This is a genomic window from Kitasatospora sp. NPDC089913 (assembly GCF_044748625.1).
In the GTDB taxonomy this organism is placed as follows: Bacteria; Actinomycetota; Actinomycetes; order Streptomycetales; family Streptomycetaceae; genus Kitasatospora.
Genome location: NZ_JBIVGI010000016.1, coordinates 69511 through 84506 on the forward strand (window position 1 = coordinate 69511; position 14996 = coordinate 84506).

Below are 14996 nucleotides of genomic sequence, written 5' to 3' on the forward strand. Positions count from 1 at the left end.
ACGAGGACGGGATCCTCGGTGTCGTCGACACGTATTCGTTCTTCGTCGGGCGTCCGGTTTCTGGCAGCGGCCCGCTCTGTCACCAACCGTCGTGGTCAGCAGACCTGGTCACTTCGGGCCGGCCGCCGGTCTGCGGACCGCATCTGCGAGAGTGGACGGAGGGAGATCGGCGGACGACAGGGGCGGGAGGGCCGATGACGCTGCCGAGGAAGGGCGCCCGGACCGTCACGGTCGACCGGGTGGTGTACCGGTGGACCGTCAGGCGTCGTCCCACCTACGGCCAGGGGCTCGGCCAGTCCCCGCTGACGGTCGCCGTCGAGCAGGCCGGGGCGCCGGGTTCGGTGCTCGTCGTCCGGCTTCCGGGGGCGCATCCGGGCAACTGGCTCGGTCTGCCGACCGCCGTCGCCACACCCGCGAGCGTGGCGCTCGCGGTGCGCGAAGCGCGGGAGCAGGGCTGGCGGCCGGGGAGTCCGGGCGGTCCGTTCCGGCTGGACCTGGTCCAGCGGTAGGCCGTCAACTGGCCGTGAGTACAGCCTCCTCGTAACCGGTCACGGTGGTGAAGCCCAGGCGCCGGTAGAGGGCGAGGGCGATGGGGTGGTCGGCCCGGACGTTCAGACCGATGTGGTCGACGCTGTCCGCCAGGACCTCGCAGAGCCGCGCGGTGCAGGCCGCCGCGAGCCCCCGTCCCCGGGCCTCCGGGTGGGTGGTGACGTTACCGATCACCGCCACCCGTCGGGCGGCCGAGTGGACGTGCACACCGGCCGTCGCGAGCAGCCGGCCACCGGCGTCCCGGACCCCGACGTAAGGGCCGGTGGTCAGCATCCGCTCGTCGAACCAGTTGCCCGGGTAGCCGGCGGCGAACAGCGCGCGCAGCTCGGTGAGGTCCGCCGCACCGAGCCGGACCACCGGTCCTGGCCCGTCCGGTGCCCCACCCAGGTGCGGTGCGAGGGCGGCGGGTTCGGTCAGTGCCATCCGCAGCATCGCCGTACGGTGCTCGGCGCGGTAGTCGGGCGCGAGGGCGTCCACCCCGCCGTCGGTGAGGTGGGCGAGCAGTCGGCGCGGCAGTACGGGGCGCATCGCGTCCAGCAGGCCGGCCAGGCCGTCGGCCTGCGCGGGCCGGGCGAGGCCGAGCAGGGTGGGGACGTCCCCGACCGCGTACAGCAGCGCCACCGGACCGTCCGCCGATGCCGTGTACCAGGCGGTGTGGGACCAGAACGGTTCGTCCAGGTCGCCGAGTTCGAAGAGGTGGAGCTCCGGGTCCCGCCCGAACCGCTCGGCGAGCGCCGCCCGGTCGTGCAGGCTGGTCAGCGGCGCGGGCGGTGCGGCGGGTGCGGCGGGTGCTGTGGAGGAAGCGGGGTCGGCGGGGGTGCGGGTGGAAGGCGGGGGCGTGGGCACCCGCTGAGCCTACGCGCGCTCCGTGGCGACCGCCCCGCCGGACCCGGCCGGGCGCGGACCCAGCAGGGCCCGGAGCCGGCCGGGCGGCATTCCGGCCGCACGGTGCACCACCCGGGTCAGATGCGCCTGGTCGCTGAATCCCAACTCCTGTGCCAGCAGAGCGAGCCGGGTCTCGCCCTCGGTCAGCCGCTCCAGGGCCAGCGTGACCCGCAGCCGGTTGCGGTAGCTGGCGAGACCCTCGCCGGTGGCGGCCCGGAAGATCCGGCTCAGGTGGTGCGGCGAGCAGCCGACCGCCCGGCCCAGCTCCTCCAGCCCGAGCCCGAGGTCCGCCGCGAGCGCGGCCCGCGCGGCATCCACCAGCCGACGGCGTGCCGCGTCCCGGACCGGCCGGCCGCTCGCCACCCTCGCCGGTGCCAGTGCCGTCAGCACCTCGCCGGCCAAGGCGACCGCGCGCTCGGCGAGTTCGAACGAGTCCGCGCCGCCGCGCGCCCGGACGACCAGCATCCGGTGCGCCAGCGCCATGCGCGGAGTGGTGAACACCAGCCCCTGCGGCACCTCCGGATCGCCGCCCAGCAGTTCGGCGGTCCGCGGCTCGGAGAGCACCAGCTCGGTGTAGAGGTCGCCGCCGCACGGATGCGCGAACTGCTGCTCGCAGCCGATCCGTTCGACGTACACGCAGGCCGGGTCCAGTACCTGGTCGACCCCGTCGATCCGCCCCCGGAACATCCCGCGCCGCAGCATCACCAACCCGAACACCGGGGCCGGCCGCAACTCCGTCCAGCCGTCCGGCGGGTCCTGGCACGACACGTCGGAGACACACAGGTCGTCCCCGCTCAACAGGGACGCACGTTCGACCGCCATGCCCGCACCCTACTCGCGGGGCCGCCCGCTGTCGCCGCCCGTCACCGGCCGTCCAGCACTTCGGAGTTCGGCGCGAGCCGGAGTCCGGCCGGGGCGAGGAAGTCCGCCAGATCGATCGCGCCGCCACGGCTCCCGTCCTGCCACCGGGCGAGCAGGCCGGAGCCCTCCTCGTCCCAGGTGTCCGGGTCCGGGCCGCCGGGGAAGTGCTCGACGCTGCCCTCGCCGTGCCGGTACCGGAAGTACAGGTAGCGGCCGCCGGTGGTCCAGGCGTCCCACTGTGACGGGTGGCTGCTGCAGGTCCGCACCACGCGAGCGAGCACGGTGTCCTCGTGCAGCCGGTCCTCGACGCCACCCAGGTGCTCCTCCGGGCCGACGGTCAGCAGGGCGCCGTCCAGACCGAGCAGCCGGACGCGTCCGCCCTCGAAGCCGAGCGCGAGCCCGGCGGTGAAGGCGGTCCGGTCGTCCTGGCGGTCCTGGTCGTCCTGACCGCGCCGGCCGTCCTGGTCGCCTCGGTACTCGATCGCGTGCACGGACCGGATCGACTGTCCGACGAAGCGCGTCAGCGGCGGATCGGCCGGATCCGCCGGATCACCGGTCGGGTCCAGTGTGTTGGCGGTCCCGGTCGGGCCGGGCGTGTTGCCGGCCCTGGTCGGGCCGGGTGCGTCGGTGGTCCCGGTCGGGTCCGCCCGGAACGACAGACCGCTGTCGGAGGTACGGAAGAGTACGGGCCCGAGGTCCTCCAGGTGGAGCCACAGGTGCGACAGCTGCGACGCGGTGGCGGACTGCCGGTGCCGGCGGGCCGTGGTCACCCGGGTCAGCCGGGCGCCGACCAGGTCGGCGGTCGTCACATGTTCCTCGTCCTCGTCGATCATCCGGCGATGCTCGCACGGTGTCCGACCGGGCGCGAACGGATTGTCCGGCGCCGACGGATTGCACAGGTGCGAACGGACTGCACAAGAAACGACAAGCCGCCGCGGCGGGCACGGCGGGACAGTGGAACCGGTCGGCGCCCCGTACGGGGGTCGGGGCGCCGACCCAGCATCGTCCTTCGGCCCCCAGCCGGTTCGTGTCCTGCCCGAGGAGTCCCGTTGAACGATCGGACCGTTCCCGCCGTCCCTGTCCCCGAGGATCCCGGTTCCGAGGCCGGAATCGGCTCCGGCACCGAGGCCGTGCCCGGCCTGCCCGGCCGTCGTCGCCTGCTGGGCGGCGCCCTGGCCGTCGCGGGCGCGACGGTGCTGCGCCCGCTCGTCGCGGCGACGCCCGCCTCCGCCGAGCCCGTCGGGCCCGGCGGTTCCCCCGGTTCTGCTGCCTCCGCCGGTGCGGCCGGTGCGGCCGGTGCCGTCGTGGTGCGGCGCTTCGGCCGGTACGAGGTGCTGGCGCTGCTCGACGCGCACGGCCCCTTCCCCGGCACCGCGCAGGCGGCCTTCCCGGAGGCGACGGCGGAGGACTGGGAACGCGCCCGCCGCCTCGACCCGGCCGCCTTCGGCCCGGGCGGCACCTGGGAGCTGGACTTCCGCTGCTACGCCGTCCGCCGCCCCGGCGGCCGGGTCACCCTGGTGGACACCGGCATCGGCCCGGTCGGCAGCCCGGCATCCGGCTGGGCACCCGTGCCCGGTCGGCTGCCCGCCGTCCTGGCCCGGGCCGGGATCGCCCCGGCGGACGTCGAGACGGTGGTCATGACCCACCTCCACGAGGACCACTACGGCTGGTCGGTCACCCCGGACGGCGTACCGGTGTTCCCGAACGCCCGCTACGTGGTGCAGCACGCGGAGGTCGCGGCGCTCGGACCGACCCGGACGGCGCGCACCTACGTCGTCGAACCACTGCTGCGCGCCGGACAGTTGCACGAGGTCGACGGCCACACGGTGCTCGCCGGCCGGTCCCGGCCCGGAGGGGGCGCGATCACCCTGCTGCCGACACCCGGGCACACGCCCGGGCACCAGTCGGTCCTGGTCGACGGCGGCGGTGACCGGCTGCTGGTCACCGGGGACGTGCTGGTCCACGCCGTCCAACTGGCCACCCCCGGCGTGCGCTACCTCTTCGAGGCCGATCCCGACACGGCCCGCCGCAGCCGGGAGCAACTCCTCGGCGAGGCCCGCCGCACCGGCGCGGTGCTCGGCACCGCCCACCTCAACCGCCCCTTCGTCCGCCCCTGGACGCCGGACGGCCAGCCCTTCCCGCGCTGACCCCGCCCGCGCAGCGGCCAGGCACAGGCGCCCGGTCCCGGTCGGGGGGTGTGTCGGGGTGTAGCACGAGGGCGTCATTCCGGGGAGTGTCGGGGCCGGGCAGGACCACTGCCGATGGCCCGCCGGGGACGACTGCGGCCGGATCCCCGGCTTGCTGCCCGGGCCCAGGGGTAGCCTGCCTGATCATCGAGATGGGGGCGGGTTCGTGATCCAACTTCCCGAAGGGCCGTGGTGGGACTGGGACGTCGTCGAATGGAACGCCGGCCGGTTGCGGCTGGGCGCGGGCTCCGACCTGTCGTACCACCACGGTCTGGAGCTGGTCTTCAGCGACCCGTTCCTCGTCTCGTGCCCGGCCGCCTTCCAGGACCCGGTCTTCCGCGAGCCGACGCCGGAGGAGATGCGGGCCCTTTCCCGGCAGACCGGGGAGACACCGGACGTGGTGGTCGCGTTCGAGGCCGCCGCCGGTGGCCCGGAACCCGCTTCCGGGCTGATCGCCGCCGGCGGGCTCGAACTCGTCCGGGGAACCGTCCTCCGGTACTGGCCCGGGGATCCGGTGCCGGGTGATCGCCTGGCCCCGTGGGTGCGCCCTCCCGGAGCGGGGTGACCGGGCACCGGTCCCGGGCGGCCGGCGGGGCGGTCTGGCGGGACGGTTCCCGGCGTGGTCCCATCGGCGAGTGGGCGCGTGGGGGCGCCCGGGTCGAAAGGGGCCGGGATCGTATGGACGAGCAGCCGTTCCGCACCGCCGAGGCCGAGAACGCCCCGGTCGTCGTCGCCCCGGACGGTGCCACCGTCCGGCCGTTGCTGAGTCTGGACGGCCTCGGCAGCCAGGCCGTGTTCGAACTCTCGCCGGGCGCCGTCACGCATGCCGTCTCGCACGCCACCGTGCAGGAGCTCTGGTACGTGACCGCCGGCCGGGGCCGGATCTGGCGGCGGCAGTCCGGTCGGGAGTCCGTGGACGTGCTGCGGGTGGGCACGTCCGTCTCGGTGCCCCTGGGAACGGCGTTCCAGTTCCGTGCCGATCCGGACAGCCCGGGCCCGCTGCGCATCGTCGCGGTCACCATGCCGCCCTGGCCGGACGGCTCGACCACCGAGGCCCGACCCGAGGACGGTCCCTGGCCGCCCACGGTCGGCTGAGGCGGACGGCCGCGGCCGGTGCTCCGGGGAACGGGGCACCGGCCGGTGGCTGCGTCGGGGACGGTGGGGGTTAGTGGTCCGAGGCCTGAGGTCCGGGATCCGGGGTCCGGGGTCCGGGATTCGAGGCCGGGACCAGCGGCCCGGGTCAGTCGGGGAGGGTCAGCTCCTGGCCCGGCTGGATGAGGTCGGGGTCCTCGCCGAGGGCCGCGCGGTTCCGCTCGTACAGCGCCTGCCAGCCGCCGGGGATCCGGAGCTGCTCGGCGATGCTGTCGAGGGTGTCGTCGTCGCGCACCGTCCAGGTGCTGGGGCCGTCCGCCGGGGGAGGGGCCGCGGGGGTGCCGGTGCTGGTGCTGGTGCTGGTGCTGGTGCTGGTGCCGAGGCTGGTCGCGGCCTCCGCTTCGGTGTCCGACTCGACCGGGGGGCGCTCACGGTCCCGGTCGGCGCGGGCGCCGCAGACCGGCCACGGGGTGAGCCCGCGCTGTTCGGCGAGGGCGTTCGCGACGGCGATCTGCTCGTCGCGGCTGGCCAGGTCGGCGCGGGGGGCGTAGCGGAGGCCGCCGGTCTCCTCCCAGGTCGGCTCGTCGAACTGGAGGCCGCCGAAGTAGCCGTTGCCGGTGTTGATGTGCCAGTCCCCACTGCTTTCGCAGGCGGCGACCCGCTCCCAGTCGATCACGGTCCCCCGATCGATGCCCGCTCCGCCTCCCGAGCCCGGTGGCGCGGCGTGCGCCGCGGCGGGGGCGGCGAGGACGGCGGCCAGGGTGCACACGGCGGTGGGGAGCAGGCGGCGCAGGTGCGCAATGGGGGGCATCGGCGGCTCTCAGGTCCGGGGGCAGGGGCGTGCGCCGCTCGGAAGCGGCGCGTTCCCACCGACGCACGCCGGGCATGCCGGATCCCCGCCGACACGTCGAGCGGGTCACCCGCCCGGCTCCGCGCCGCCACCCGACCGGCTCTCGCCCCGCCGGTCGGGCGGGCCCGCCGGGATGTCCGACCGGCCCGTCCGGTCCGGTGACGGCGCCCACAGGGTCGAACGTGTGCGAACCCTTTCGAGTGCGTGTGCGGCATTCGGGTGGAGATTCGACCGGATCCGGGGCCCTTGACTCGGGTGCCGGTGCGCGTCGCCGGTGCCGGCGCCGGTGCCGTTGCCGACGGGCCGGAGGTCCCCGCCGGACGGCGTTCCGGGCGCCTTGCCGGACACCTGGCCGGACGCCGTTCGGGGTACTGTGCCGGTCGTCGTTCGCGGCCCGCGTCCGTGTGCCCTGTCGCCGGACGGACGACGGCCCCCGGCGCGAGCGCCGGGGGCCGGGGAGGAGCAGGGTGGAGCAGCGTGGAGCAGTGGAAAACCGCAGGTCAGCGGCGCTTCTCGCGCTCGGCCGCCGCAGCGGCCTGCTGGCGCTGCTTCTCCTCCTTCTCGTGCTTCTCCTTGACGCGCACGGACTCCTTGCGGACCTCTTCCTGGATCGTCCGCTCGCGCCGGAGCCACTCCGGGTTCTCCTCGCGGAGCTCCTCGATCTGCGCGGTGGTGAGCGCCTCGGTGATGCCGCCGCGGGCCAGGCCGGACGCCGAGACACCGAGCCGGGTGGCCACCACGGAACGCGGGTGCGGGCCGTTGCGGCGAAGGTCCTGGAGCCACTGCGGCGGCTCGGTCTGCAGGGCGGTGAGCTCCTCGCGGGAGATCACGCCCGACTGGAAGTCGGCAGGGGTGGCGCCGAGGTAGACCCCGAGCTTCTTCGCCGCCGTCGCCGGCTTCATGGTCTGCGTGGTCTTCTGCTTGAGCGATGTCATGGTCACCAGGGTAAGCGAGCGGCCGACGCCCGCTGTCACGGTCGGTAGCCTTGGTCGGGTGACAGAGATGCAGGTGACACCCTCGTTCCGGCTGGCCTACGTCCCGGGCGTGACCCCCGGCAAGTGGGCGCGCGTCTGGTCGGAGCGGCTCCCGGACGTTCCGCTCGCCCTGGTCGCGGTCGAAGCCGCCGACGGTGAGCCGACGCTGCGCGCGGGCGACGCGGACGCGGGGCTGTTGCGGCTGCCGGTCGACCGGACCGGTCTGAGCGCGATCCCGCTGTACACCGAGACGACGGTGGTGGTGTTCCCGAAGGACCACTGGCTGGCGGCGGCCGAGGAGGTCACCGTCGCCGATCTCGCCGACGACGTCGTCTTCCACCCGCTCGACGACACCCTCGAATGGGAGCAGCTGCCCGGGCGGCCCGCCATCGAGCGACCGGCGACCACGGCCGACGCCGTCGAACTGGTCGCGGCCGGGGTCGGGGTGCTGCTCGTGCCGCAGTCGCTGGCGCGGCTGCACCACCGGCGCGACCTCACCTACCGGACGATGGCGGATGCCCCGCAGTCCCGGATCGCGCTGTCCTGGCCGGAGGAGCAGACCACGGACCTGGTGGAGGAGTTCATCGGCATCGTCCGGGGTCGTACGGTCAACAGCTCGCGCGGCCGGGGCCAGGCGGCCACGGCCTCGGCCGAGGCCCCGGCGGCGAAGTCCGCCCCGGGCCGCGCGGGCGGTGCCAAGGGTGGCACCGGCAAGGGCGGTGCGGTCAAGGGCGGTGCAGCCAAGGGCGGTGCTCCCAAGGGCTCGGGCAAGCCGGCGGCCGGAGGCCGCGCCACCGCCGGCGGGCGGGCGAGGGGCGGCTCCGGATCGTCGTCCGGTGGCGCGGCGGCCGCTCGGCGCGGCCGCCCGAAGCGGCGCGGCTGACGTTCCTCCGCAGGCCGTGCCGGGCTGGTGACCCGGCCGGCCGTGTGCCCCTGCGCCGTGAGCCCTCGGCCGGATCTGTGCCCTGGGCCGGGTGCCCCTCGGCCGGTCACGCGCCCCGGCGCGCGGCCAGGGTGTTCAGCAGGGCGGCGCCCCGCTCGGCGTCGTCCACGCTCACCGCGAACTCCGCGCCCTGTCGGGGCCGGATCACCAGGCACTCGCCGCGGCGCAGCATGACCGTGGTGCCCAGGCCGTTCAGCCGGTAGCCCCAGCCGCCCACCTGGGCCGGGGTGCGGGTCTCGGCCCGGGCGGCGGCGATCTCCTCCGGATCCCAGTGTCGGGACGGCCGGCCGAGCGGGCCGAACGCCACATCCAGGCCGCGCTCGGTCACCCGGGCCTGCACCGACGAACAGCCGAGCCCCGCCAGCGCGGCGACCGCCAGCGGCGCGGCCGTGGCCCAGGCCACCCCGCCCAGCCCGGCGAACCCGGCCAGGGCCGCGCCGGCCGCGCCCAGCCCGGTCACCGCGGCCAGCAGTCCCAGCCAGGGATTGACCGCCCGGGACAGCCAGACGGCGCGCTGGCCGTCCGGCAGGTCCAGGCGCGGGCCGTCGGGGACGGTCGCGGAGAGCGGCCCCGGCCCCTGCGGCCGGGCGAGCCACCATGCCAGTGCGCCGGCCGCGGCCGCTGCCACCAGGACCAGCAGCACCTCGGCGCCCAGCGGACGGGCCTCCTGCCAGGTCGGGCGGTCCAGGTTGGCCGAGACGATCGCGGCCTGCGCGCCCGTCAGCAGCGCGCCCCCGAAGCCGAGGCCGGCCGCGGACCAGCCCCTCGCCTGCTCCCCGCCGCGCCACGTCGCGACGGCGGCCGCCGCGACCGAGGCCACCCACACCGCGGCCGGGAAGCCCGCCGCCGCCGCCAGCGACATCGAACCGTCCGGACGCGTCCCGTTCCAGTGGGTGGCCACGGGTTCCGGCAACCGGCCGTGCGCCATCCACGGCAGTCCGAGCAGCAGTGCCAGCACCCCGAGGACGAGCGCCCCCGACGCGAGCAATCCGATCGCCCGCGCCACCGCGTCCCTGCGGGCGTCGGGCCCCTTCTCCTGCGAAACCTCGGTCACTCCAGCCCCCTGATCATCTCGATGAGCTCCTCCCGGCTGAAGCCTGCGTGCGCCGCGTCCGCGACCAGCCGACGCGCCGCGTCCAGCAGTTCGGCACGGCGGTCGGCGCCGAGGGCGACGGTGATGCCGCGCCCCCGGCGGAACTCCAGCACTCCTTCGTCCCGCAATGCGCGCAGCGCCCGCAGGACCGTGTTCGCGTTCACCCCGAGCGCCCGCGCCAGATCGCGCGCCGGCGGCAACCGCTCCCCGGGTGCGCACTCGCCCTCACCGACGGCCCGCCGGATCGCTCCCGCGACCTGCTCGTGCAACGGCCGGGAGTCCCCGGTCTCCAGCTTCAGCAACATGGTGCTAGTGAGAGTAGCACCATCGTCGAATGGTGCCAGTGCCTGGACACCCCCCTGGGGTGCTCCGGCGCGGGCGGGAGAGCGGGGTGGGCCGGCATGTTGTGTCGGTGCGCAGGCGGCCCGGTCGACGGGAGGGTCGGCCGTTTCGCATGTCGCTCGGGCCGGTACCCGCGTACTCGGTGCCGACCGCACCGAGCGGGACGGTGGTGGTCCAGGCCTGGTCGGACACCAAGGTCGGTTCGTCCGGTCCGTTGCGAGCGACCGTGCTCAACGGTGGCCGGGAGCTCGCGCGGAAGGCGCGGACGGAGGCTCTGGTTCGGACGGGGCAGCGGGACGAACATGGCCGACCGGCCGAACCGCGGCTTTTCGGCGTGGCCCGATCGCCGCGCACAGGATCGGGCGACCTCCTGCGGCTCCCGGAAGGAGAGTCGTAGGGCGCGTTGCTCTGCCTCAGCTGTCGCGCTCGAGCTGGCGGACCGTGTGATGCGGCGCGAAATCGACTGCTAGGTAAGGTTCTTGCCCATCAGCGTGCACATCGTTTCGTACCGTCGGAGTGAGCCGTCCTCGGCCTCCACGTCCCACGAGTCGAGCTCGCGGCCGAAGGCGCGGTAGCCCAGCCGTTCGTAGAGCGCGCGGGCGCGCGGGTTGCTCTCCTCGACGCCGAGCTCGGCGCGGGTCAGGCCCCTGGTGCTGATCCGCTGCTCGGCGGAGTGGACCAGCAGCGTGCCGATCCCGCAGGACTGGAGCGCCGGATGGACGCCGAGCTGCCGGAGCGTGCCGGCGCCGGGCCTGACCGTGTAGTCGATGCCGCCGACCGCCACCGGGATCCCGACCGGCGTGCAGACAGCCAGGTAGTCGACCTCGCCCGCTTCGGCACGGCGGATCTGGTGGACCAACTCGCGCACGTGCTTGGGGGAGCCGGCCCAACTGCAGGACGGAAGGTCCGCGTCGGTGAGGTCGCGTACTGACAGGTGCAACTCGATCCCGGCCATCGCCGCCTCCCGGTGACTCGTACGACTGCGGTAGTGGTCGTGTCCCATTTCAGCAAGTCGGTTCCGGCGCCGTCCACGGGGTTGCGAAGCGGCCCCGATCGCTGCGGCCCGGTCGAAAGGGCTTGCGGTAGCGGAGATCCTGATACCTCCCGTCCAACATCCGGGCGCGGCCGCTTGGTGGTGTGGCCGTGACGGTGGAGCGCACAGAGCCCCAGCCTTCCTCGTGTTGTGGTGGCTGCGAGCGGAGCCTGCACAAAGTCAGGTGCGTGAGCTTCCGGTGCTCCCTACGATCGTCGGCATGAGCCTGAGCCACCATGAGTCCGGCGGTCTCAGCCCCTTGGACGGCCATGCCGTTCGGTGCCGGGAACGGGGAGACGCAGAGCATCATCGGAGCATTCGCCTCCACCCGGTCCACCCCGAACGGAACCTTGCGCTCTATGTTCGGCGGATCGAGGCGGCGGGCTGGTGCCTGACGGAGCGGGCCTTCAGCGACGACGGGGCCTACCGTCGCTGCTCGATGCGTTTCACCCGTACTGCCAGCTGATCACGCGTGCGTGGACGGCTGGATGCTCGCTCCGCATCACCGGTCGGTGGCTCCACGCCTTCCTGCGTCCGACCATCTGCCGCCCGGGCCGGGGCCCGCGCACGTCGGGCGGAGATTTGCATCGGCGGTGCCCGTTCCAGTGTCCGGTCGCTGGACGGCGGGGCTCCTGTGTCCGATGAACGGCAACCGACTCGGTCCGGGACGGCACTCGCCCTCAGGGCGGTCGCGGAGCGCACGACGGCTCTGTCGCGGGCCGCGGCGGGACGGACGAGCACACCCGCACCGACCAAGGCGGTGACCAGCATCGGCCAGACCCGGGCGGCGGGCGGCACCGCGCCGACGCCGAGGTCCGGCGGCACGGCGAGGCGGACCAGGACGAGGGCGGCCGCCGCGAGCCACCACCGGCGCGAGCCGTCGGCGAGCTGGGGCCGCGTCTTGCCGGGCAGTGGCCGGCGGTAGTGGAACCGAGGCGGGAGCAGGGCCGGTGGTGCGTGCGGGGTGCGGAGACAGGTCCGGCCGGCGGGGCGACGGACGGCTCCGCGCCGCGGCCCGGCGCCGGTCGGTTCGAGGCGGTGTGTGACATCGGATCGGTTCATGTGCTCCTGCTCCGCTCACCTGGTCGTGGGTGGGGGTGGGGGTGGTGACGACGACCAGCTTTCCCGCTCGGCCGATCCCTGCCATCTGCCGATCGGCAGGGATCCGGTGCCTTTTTCCGGAGCGAGAACCTGCCGATCGGCACAGGTTGGCGCCCAGGGGCGGGGGCAAAGTTCTGAGCGAGGCGATGGACGCCGACCTGCCGGGGCGCCGGCGTGCCGAGCCTTGACAGGTGGTTCGGGCACTGGGTTACTTGGCTCCGGCCAGGGCCGACCGAATGGTCGGTAGTGAGTTCTGAAGGAGGCACGATGAGCGGCGGAGCGACGGATCCGGGTACGCCCTCGGGTCAGGGAGGAGCGGTGCGGGCGCCGGCGCGTCTCGGCGAGGCGCCGTCGGCGGAACTCCTGGACGCCGGTGAGCGGATGACCGCCGACGAGCTGCGGGCGCACCAGCTCAAGCACCTGCGGGCCACGCTGCGCCACGCCTACGACAACGTCGAACTGTACCGGCGGAAGTTCGACGCGGCCGGCGTCACGCCCGAGGACTGCCGTGCCCTCGCCGACCTCGCCCGCTTCCCCTTCACCACCAAGGCCGACCTGCGCGACACGTACCCGTTCGGCATGTTCGCCGTCCCGAAGGAGAAGGTCCGCCGGATCCACGCCTCGAGCGGGACGACCGGCCTGCCGACCGTGGTCGGCTACACCGAGCACGACCTGGACGTCTGGGCGGACGTGGTGGCCCGCTCGATCCGCGCGGCGGGCGGGCGGCCCGGCCAGACGGTCCACATCGCGTACGGCTACGGCCTGTTCACCGGTGGACTGGGCGCGCACGCGGGTGCCGAGCGTGCCGGCTGCACCGTGGTCCCGGCCTCCGGCGGTATGACGGCCCGCCAGGTCCGGCTCATCCAGGACCTCCGGCCCGAGGTCATCATGGTCACCCCGTCCTACCTGCTCACCCTGCTGGACGAGTTCGAGCGACAGGGGGTCGACCCGCGCGGCACCTCGCTGCGGATCGGAATCTTCGGCGCCGAACCCTGGACGGAGGAGATGCGCGCGGAGATCGAGCGGCGGATGGACCTCCACGCCGTGGACATCTACGGACTCTCCGAGGTAATGGGGCCGGGTGTCGCGCAGGAGTGCGTGGAGACCAAGGACGGTCTGCACATCTGGGAGGACCACTTCTACCCGGAGGTCGTCGACCCGCTGACCGACGAAGTGCTGCCGGGCGGCGAGAGCGGCGAACTCGTCTTCACCTCACTCACCAAGGAGGCGTTGCCGGTGATCCGTTACCGCACCCGCGACCTCACCCGGCTGCTGCCCGGCACCGCGCGGCCCGCGTTCCGCCGGATGGCCAAGGTGACGGGCCGCAGTGACGACATGATCATCCTGCGCGGGGTCAACGTCTTCCCTACCCAGATCGAGGAGATCCTGCTGCGGGTGCCCGCCGTCGCACCCCACTTCCAGTTGCGGCTGACTCGCCGGGGTCGGCTGGACCACATGACGGTGCGGGTCGAGGCGCGGCCGGAAACCGGGTCCGGCGAGCGCGAGGAGGCCGTCGGGGCGATCGTGCGGGGGGTGAAGGACGGCGTTGGGGTGAGCGTGGACGTCGAGGTGGTGGACCCGTACACCTTGGAGCGTTCGGTCGGCAAGATCCGTCGGATCGAGGACCTTCGGGGGGACGGAGGGGCGAGCGGAGAGGAGGGGTGAACGGACGGGAGGGGAGTGAGCCGAGGGACGAGGTCCGCCGGGCGGCAGCGGATCAGTCCGGGTCACGGCTCAGTGCCCCTGGTCGGACTCCAGGTTGAGCGTCATCCGCTTCAGGACGCCGACCGCGGTCCGGTACTCCTCGGGCGAGATGCCGGCGACGGAGGCCGCACGGAAGGCGGCGACGTGCTTACCGACCCGGGCGAGGCGGGCGCGGCCGTCCTCGGTCAGGGCGAGGTGCTCCGTTGCCGGTCGGACGGCCCAGCCGTCGGCGAGGACGGTGGTGATGGCGTCGGTCAGCTCGGCGGGTGAGGCGTTGGCGGTCAGAGTGGTGAGGACGGTGGTGTCGGTCGTCCGCGGGTGGGTCTCGACGACATTGAGCACCTGCCAGGTCAGTCGGGTGAGGCCGGACTCGGCGAGCACGGTGTTCATGGTGGTGGTGAGGGCCAGGTCGGTGCGGTTGAGCCAGTAGCCGATGGGTTCCACGTCGTCCTCCTGAGTCGGTCGCGACATCGAGGGCGGTGCCGGTTCAGGGCCGGACGAACGCGGCGGTGTTCTCGCCGGCCCACTGGCGGAAGGTCCGCGCGGGGCGGCCGAGGAGGGTCAGGGTGGTGTCGTGAACGGGAGCGGGCCCGTGGGTCGCGGCTTCCCAGAGATTGAGCAGGGAGGTGACGACGGGAGCGGGCATGTGACGTCCCATCTGCGCCTCGGCCTCGGAGCGGCTGATCCGCTCGACCGGGATCTCGCGGCCGAGGACCTCGGCGAGGACGGCGAGTTGATCGCGGAAGGTGAGCGACTCGGGGCCGGTCAGGGTGGGCGCGGAGCCGGCGAGGGAGCTGCCGGTGAGGGAGTCGCCGGTCAGGGCCTCGGCGGCGATGTCGGCGAGGTCCTTGGGGTGGATGGGTGCGATGTGAGCATCCGGGTGGGCGAGTTGGATCGGCAGGCCCTGGCCGATGAAGTGCGCCCAGCCCAGGGAGTTGCTGGCGAAGGCGTCCGGGCGCAGGAAGGTGCAATGGAGGTCGGAGTCCGCGAGGGCGCGCTCGACCAGGAGGCTGTGGCTCGCCAGCGGGTCGTTCTCGGCGTCGGGTGCGAGGACGGAGGACGAGGAGAGGAGGACGACGTGTTCGACGCCGGCCGCCTCGGCGGCCTCGGCGAACGCGTGGATGCCGGCGGGCTGGGGATAGAGGAAGACCTGCTGGACGCCACGCAGTGCGGCGCCGAAGGCCTCGGGCCGGTCGAGGGCGAGGTCGGCGCGCTCGATGCCGGCGGGGACGGTCAGCTCGGCGGGGCGGGCGCTGGCGGCACGGACGGAGTGCCCGGCGGCGTGGAGGCGGGCGATGACGCCCCGGCCGACCTTGCCGCGGGCGCCGGTGACAAGGGTGGTGGTCATGAGGAGGAGTCCGTTCGTTTTCGTCGAGTGGTGAG

At 74.2% G+C, this 14996-nt stretch carries 17 protein-coding genes; 7 read left to right on the plus strand and 10 right to left on the minus strand.

Annotated elements, in window-relative coordinates; genetic code table 11:
• The first annotated feature begins 194 nt into the window (after window positions 1-194).
• Window positions 195-509 (plus strand): hypothetical protein, encoded by a 315-nt coding sequence (locus tag ACIPYS_RS23895; protein WP_400749248.1) that lies wholly within the window; start codon window positions 195-197, stop codon window positions 507-509.
• A 4-nt stretch (window positions 510-513) separates the two neighbouring features.
• Here the strand turns inward: ACIPYS_RS23895 and ACIPYS_RS23900 are convergent, their stop codons facing one another.
• The 3 genes from ACIPYS_RS23900 to ACIPYS_RS23910 are packed head-to-tail and all read right to left on the minus strand — an operon-like array spanning window position 514 to window position 3128.
• Window positions 514-1395 carry a GNAT family N-acetyltransferase gene (locus ACIPYS_RS23900; protein WP_400749251.1) on the minus strand — a complete coding sequence of 294 codons (882 nt, stop codon included), beginning with the start codon at window positions 1393-1395 and terminating at the stop codon, window positions 514-516.
• 9 nt (window positions 1396-1404) lie between these two features.
• Window positions 1405-2256, minus strand: coding sequence for an AraC family transcriptional regulator (locus tag ACIPYS_RS23905; protein WP_093863063.1), 852 nt, complete (start codon window positions 2254-2256; stop codon window positions 1405-1407).
• Window positions 2257-2297: 41 nt separating this feature from the next.
• The gene (locus ACIPYS_RS23910; RefSeq protein ID WP_400749254.1) at window positions 2298-3128 is read right to left on the minus strand and encodes a hypothetical protein; all 831 of its coding nucleotides are present in this window, start codon (window positions 3126-3128) and stop codon (window positions 2298-2300) included.
• Window positions 3129-3344: 216 nt separating this feature from the next.
• Here ACIPYS_RS23910 and ACIPYS_RS23915 point away from each other — a divergent pair, with 216 nt between their 5' ends.
• The 3 genes from ACIPYS_RS23915 to ACIPYS_RS23925 all read left to right on the plus strand — a co-directional run bounded on the left by ACIPYS_RS23915 (window position 3345) and on the right by ACIPYS_RS23925 (window position 5576).
• A complete protein-coding gene (locus tag ACIPYS_RS23915) occupies window positions 3345-4442 on the plus strand; it encodes an MBL fold metallo-hydrolase (protein ID WP_400749257.1) in 1098 nt (365 codons plus the stop codon).
• Window positions 4443-4647: 205 nt separating this feature from the next.
• Entirely contained in the window at window positions 4648-5046 is a 399-nt protein-coding gene (locus ACIPYS_RS23920) for a hypothetical protein (protein ID WP_400749260.1), read from the plus strand.
• Between the two features lie 113 nt (window positions 5047-5159).
• On the plus strand, window positions 5160-5576 hold the full coding sequence (locus ACIPYS_RS23925) for a cupin domain-containing protein (protein ID WP_400749263.1): 417 nt from the start codon (window positions 5160-5162) through the stop codon (window positions 5574-5576).
• A 145-nt stretch (window positions 5577-5721) separates the two neighbouring features.
• Here ACIPYS_RS23925 and ACIPYS_RS23930 read toward each other — a convergent pair whose 3' ends face one another.
• Window positions 5722-6384 carry a transglycosylase family protein gene (locus tag ACIPYS_RS23930; RefSeq protein WP_400749266.1) on the minus strand — a complete coding sequence of 221 codons (663 nt, stop codon included), beginning with the start codon at window positions 6382-6384 and terminating at the stop codon, window positions 5722-5724.
• 539 nt (window positions 6385-6923) lie between these two features.
• Entirely contained in the window at window positions 6924-7358 is a 435-nt protein-coding gene (locus tag ACIPYS_RS23935) for a DUF5997 family protein (protein WP_093863067.1), read from the minus strand.
• Between the two features lie 58 nt (window positions 7359-7416).
• Between ACIPYS_RS23935 and ACIPYS_RS23940 the strand changes: the two genes are divergently transcribed.
• Window positions 7417-8280, plus strand: coding sequence for a LysR family substrate-binding domain-containing protein (locus tag ACIPYS_RS23940; RefSeq protein WP_400749270.1), 864 nt, complete (start codon window positions 7417-7419; stop codon window positions 8278-8280).
• A 106-nt stretch (window positions 8281-8386) separates the two neighbouring features.
• On the opposite strand, the gene ACIPYS_RS23945 is transcribed toward ACIPYS_RS23940, so the two are convergent.
• The 3 genes from ACIPYS_RS23945 to ACIPYS_RS23955 form a co-directional block, all read right to left on the minus strand.
• On the minus strand, window positions 8387-9394 hold the full coding sequence (locus ACIPYS_RS23945) for a DUF1648 domain-containing protein (protein WP_400749273.1): 1008 nt from the start codon (window positions 9392-9394) through the stop codon (window positions 8387-8389).
• Window positions 9391-9738: a GntR family transcriptional regulator gene (locus ACIPYS_RS23950; RefSeq protein ID WP_400749276.1), complete on the minus strand. Its 348-nt coding sequence runs from the start codon at window positions 9736-9738 to the stop codon at window positions 9391-9393. Before ACIPYS_RS23950 ends, ACIPYS_RS23945 begins: the two co-directional genes overlap by 4 nt.
• Before the next feature lie 503 nt (window positions 9739-10241).
• Window positions 10242-10730, minus strand: a complete 489-nt coding sequence (locus tag ACIPYS_RS23955) for a GNAT family N-acetyltransferase (RefSeq protein ID WP_400749503.1) — start codon at window positions 10728-10730, stop codon at window positions 10242-10244.
• 298 nt (window positions 10731-11028) lie between these two features.
• On the opposite strand from ACIPYS_RS23955, the gene ACIPYS_RS23960 reads away from it, so the two are divergent.
• Both ACIPYS_RS23960 and paaK read left to right on the plus strand, forming a co-directional pair.
• Window positions 11029-11274, plus strand: a complete 246-nt coding sequence (locus ACIPYS_RS23960) for a hypothetical protein (protein ID WP_400749279.1) — start codon at window positions 11029-11031, stop codon at window positions 11272-11274.
• A gap of 902 nt (window positions 11275-12176) precedes the next feature.
• Entirely contained in the window at window positions 12177-13574 is a 1398-nt protein-coding gene (gene paaK, locus ACIPYS_RS23965) for a phenylacetate--CoA ligase PaaK (protein ID WP_400749282.1), read from the plus strand.
• 69 nt (window positions 13575-13643) lie between these two features.
• On the opposite strand, the gene ACIPYS_RS23970 is transcribed toward paaK, so the two are convergent.
• The gene (locus tag ACIPYS_RS23970; protein ID WP_400749285.1) at window positions 13644-14057 is read right to left on the minus strand and encodes a MarR family transcriptional regulator; all 414 of its coding nucleotides are present in this window, start codon (window positions 14055-14057) and stop codon (window positions 13644-13646) included.
• Between the two features lie 43 nt (window positions 14058-14100).
• The gene (locus ACIPYS_RS23975; protein ID WP_400749288.1) at window positions 14101-14961 is read right to left on the minus strand and encodes an NAD(P)H-binding protein; all 861 of its coding nucleotides are present in this window, start codon (window positions 14959-14961) and stop codon (window positions 14101-14103) included.
• Between the last annotated feature and the right edge of the window lie 35 nt (window positions 14962-14996).

Excerpts from the sequence above, each read along its gene's own strand:
- ACIPYS_RS23895 (WP_400749248.1), top strand. The coding sequence starts at position 195 with ATGACGCTGCCGAGGAAGGGCGCCCGGACCGTCACGGTCGACCGGGTG.
- ACIPYS_RS23905 (WP_093863063.1), bottom strand. The coding sequence starts at position 2,256 with ATGGCGGTCGAACGTGCGTCCCTGTTGAGCGGGGACGACCTGTGTGTC.
- ACIPYS_RS23910 (WP_400749254.1), bottom strand. The coding sequence starts at position 3,128 with ATGATCGACGAGGACGAGGAACATGTGACGACCGCCGACCTGGTCGGC.
- ACIPYS_RS23925 (WP_400749263.1), top strand. The coding sequence starts at position 5,160 with ATGGACGAGCAGCCGTTCCGCACCGCCGAGGCCGAGAACGCCCCGGTC.
- ACIPYS_RS23930 (WP_400749266.1), bottom strand. The coding sequence starts at position 6,384 with ATGCCCCCCATTGCGCACCTGCGCCGCCTGCTCCCCACCGCCGTGTGC.
- ACIPYS_RS23935 (WP_093863067.1), bottom strand. The coding sequence starts at position 7,358 with ATGACATCGCTCAAGCAGAAGACCACGCAGACCATGAAGCCGGCGACG.
- ACIPYS_RS23950 (WP_400749276.1), bottom strand. The coding sequence starts at position 9,738 with ATGTTGCTGAAGCTGGAGACCGGGGACTCCCGGCCGTTGCACGAGCAG.
- ACIPYS_RS23955 (WP_400749503.1), bottom strand. The coding sequence starts at position 10,730 with ATGGCCGGGATCGAGTTGCACCTGTCAGTACGCGACCTCACCGACGCG.
- ACIPYS_RS23960 (WP_400749279.1), top strand. The coding sequence starts at position 11,029 with ATGAGCCTGAGCCACCATGAGTCCGGCGGTCTCAGCCCCTTGGACGGC.
- paaK (WP_400749282.1), top strand. The coding sequence starts at position 12,177 with ATGAGCGGCGGAGCGACGGATCCGGGTACGCCCTCGGGTCAGGGAGGA.
- ACIPYS_RS23975 (WP_400749288.1), bottom strand. The coding sequence starts at position 14,961 with ATGACCACCACCCTTGTCACCGGCGCCCGCGGCAAGGTCGGCCGGGGC.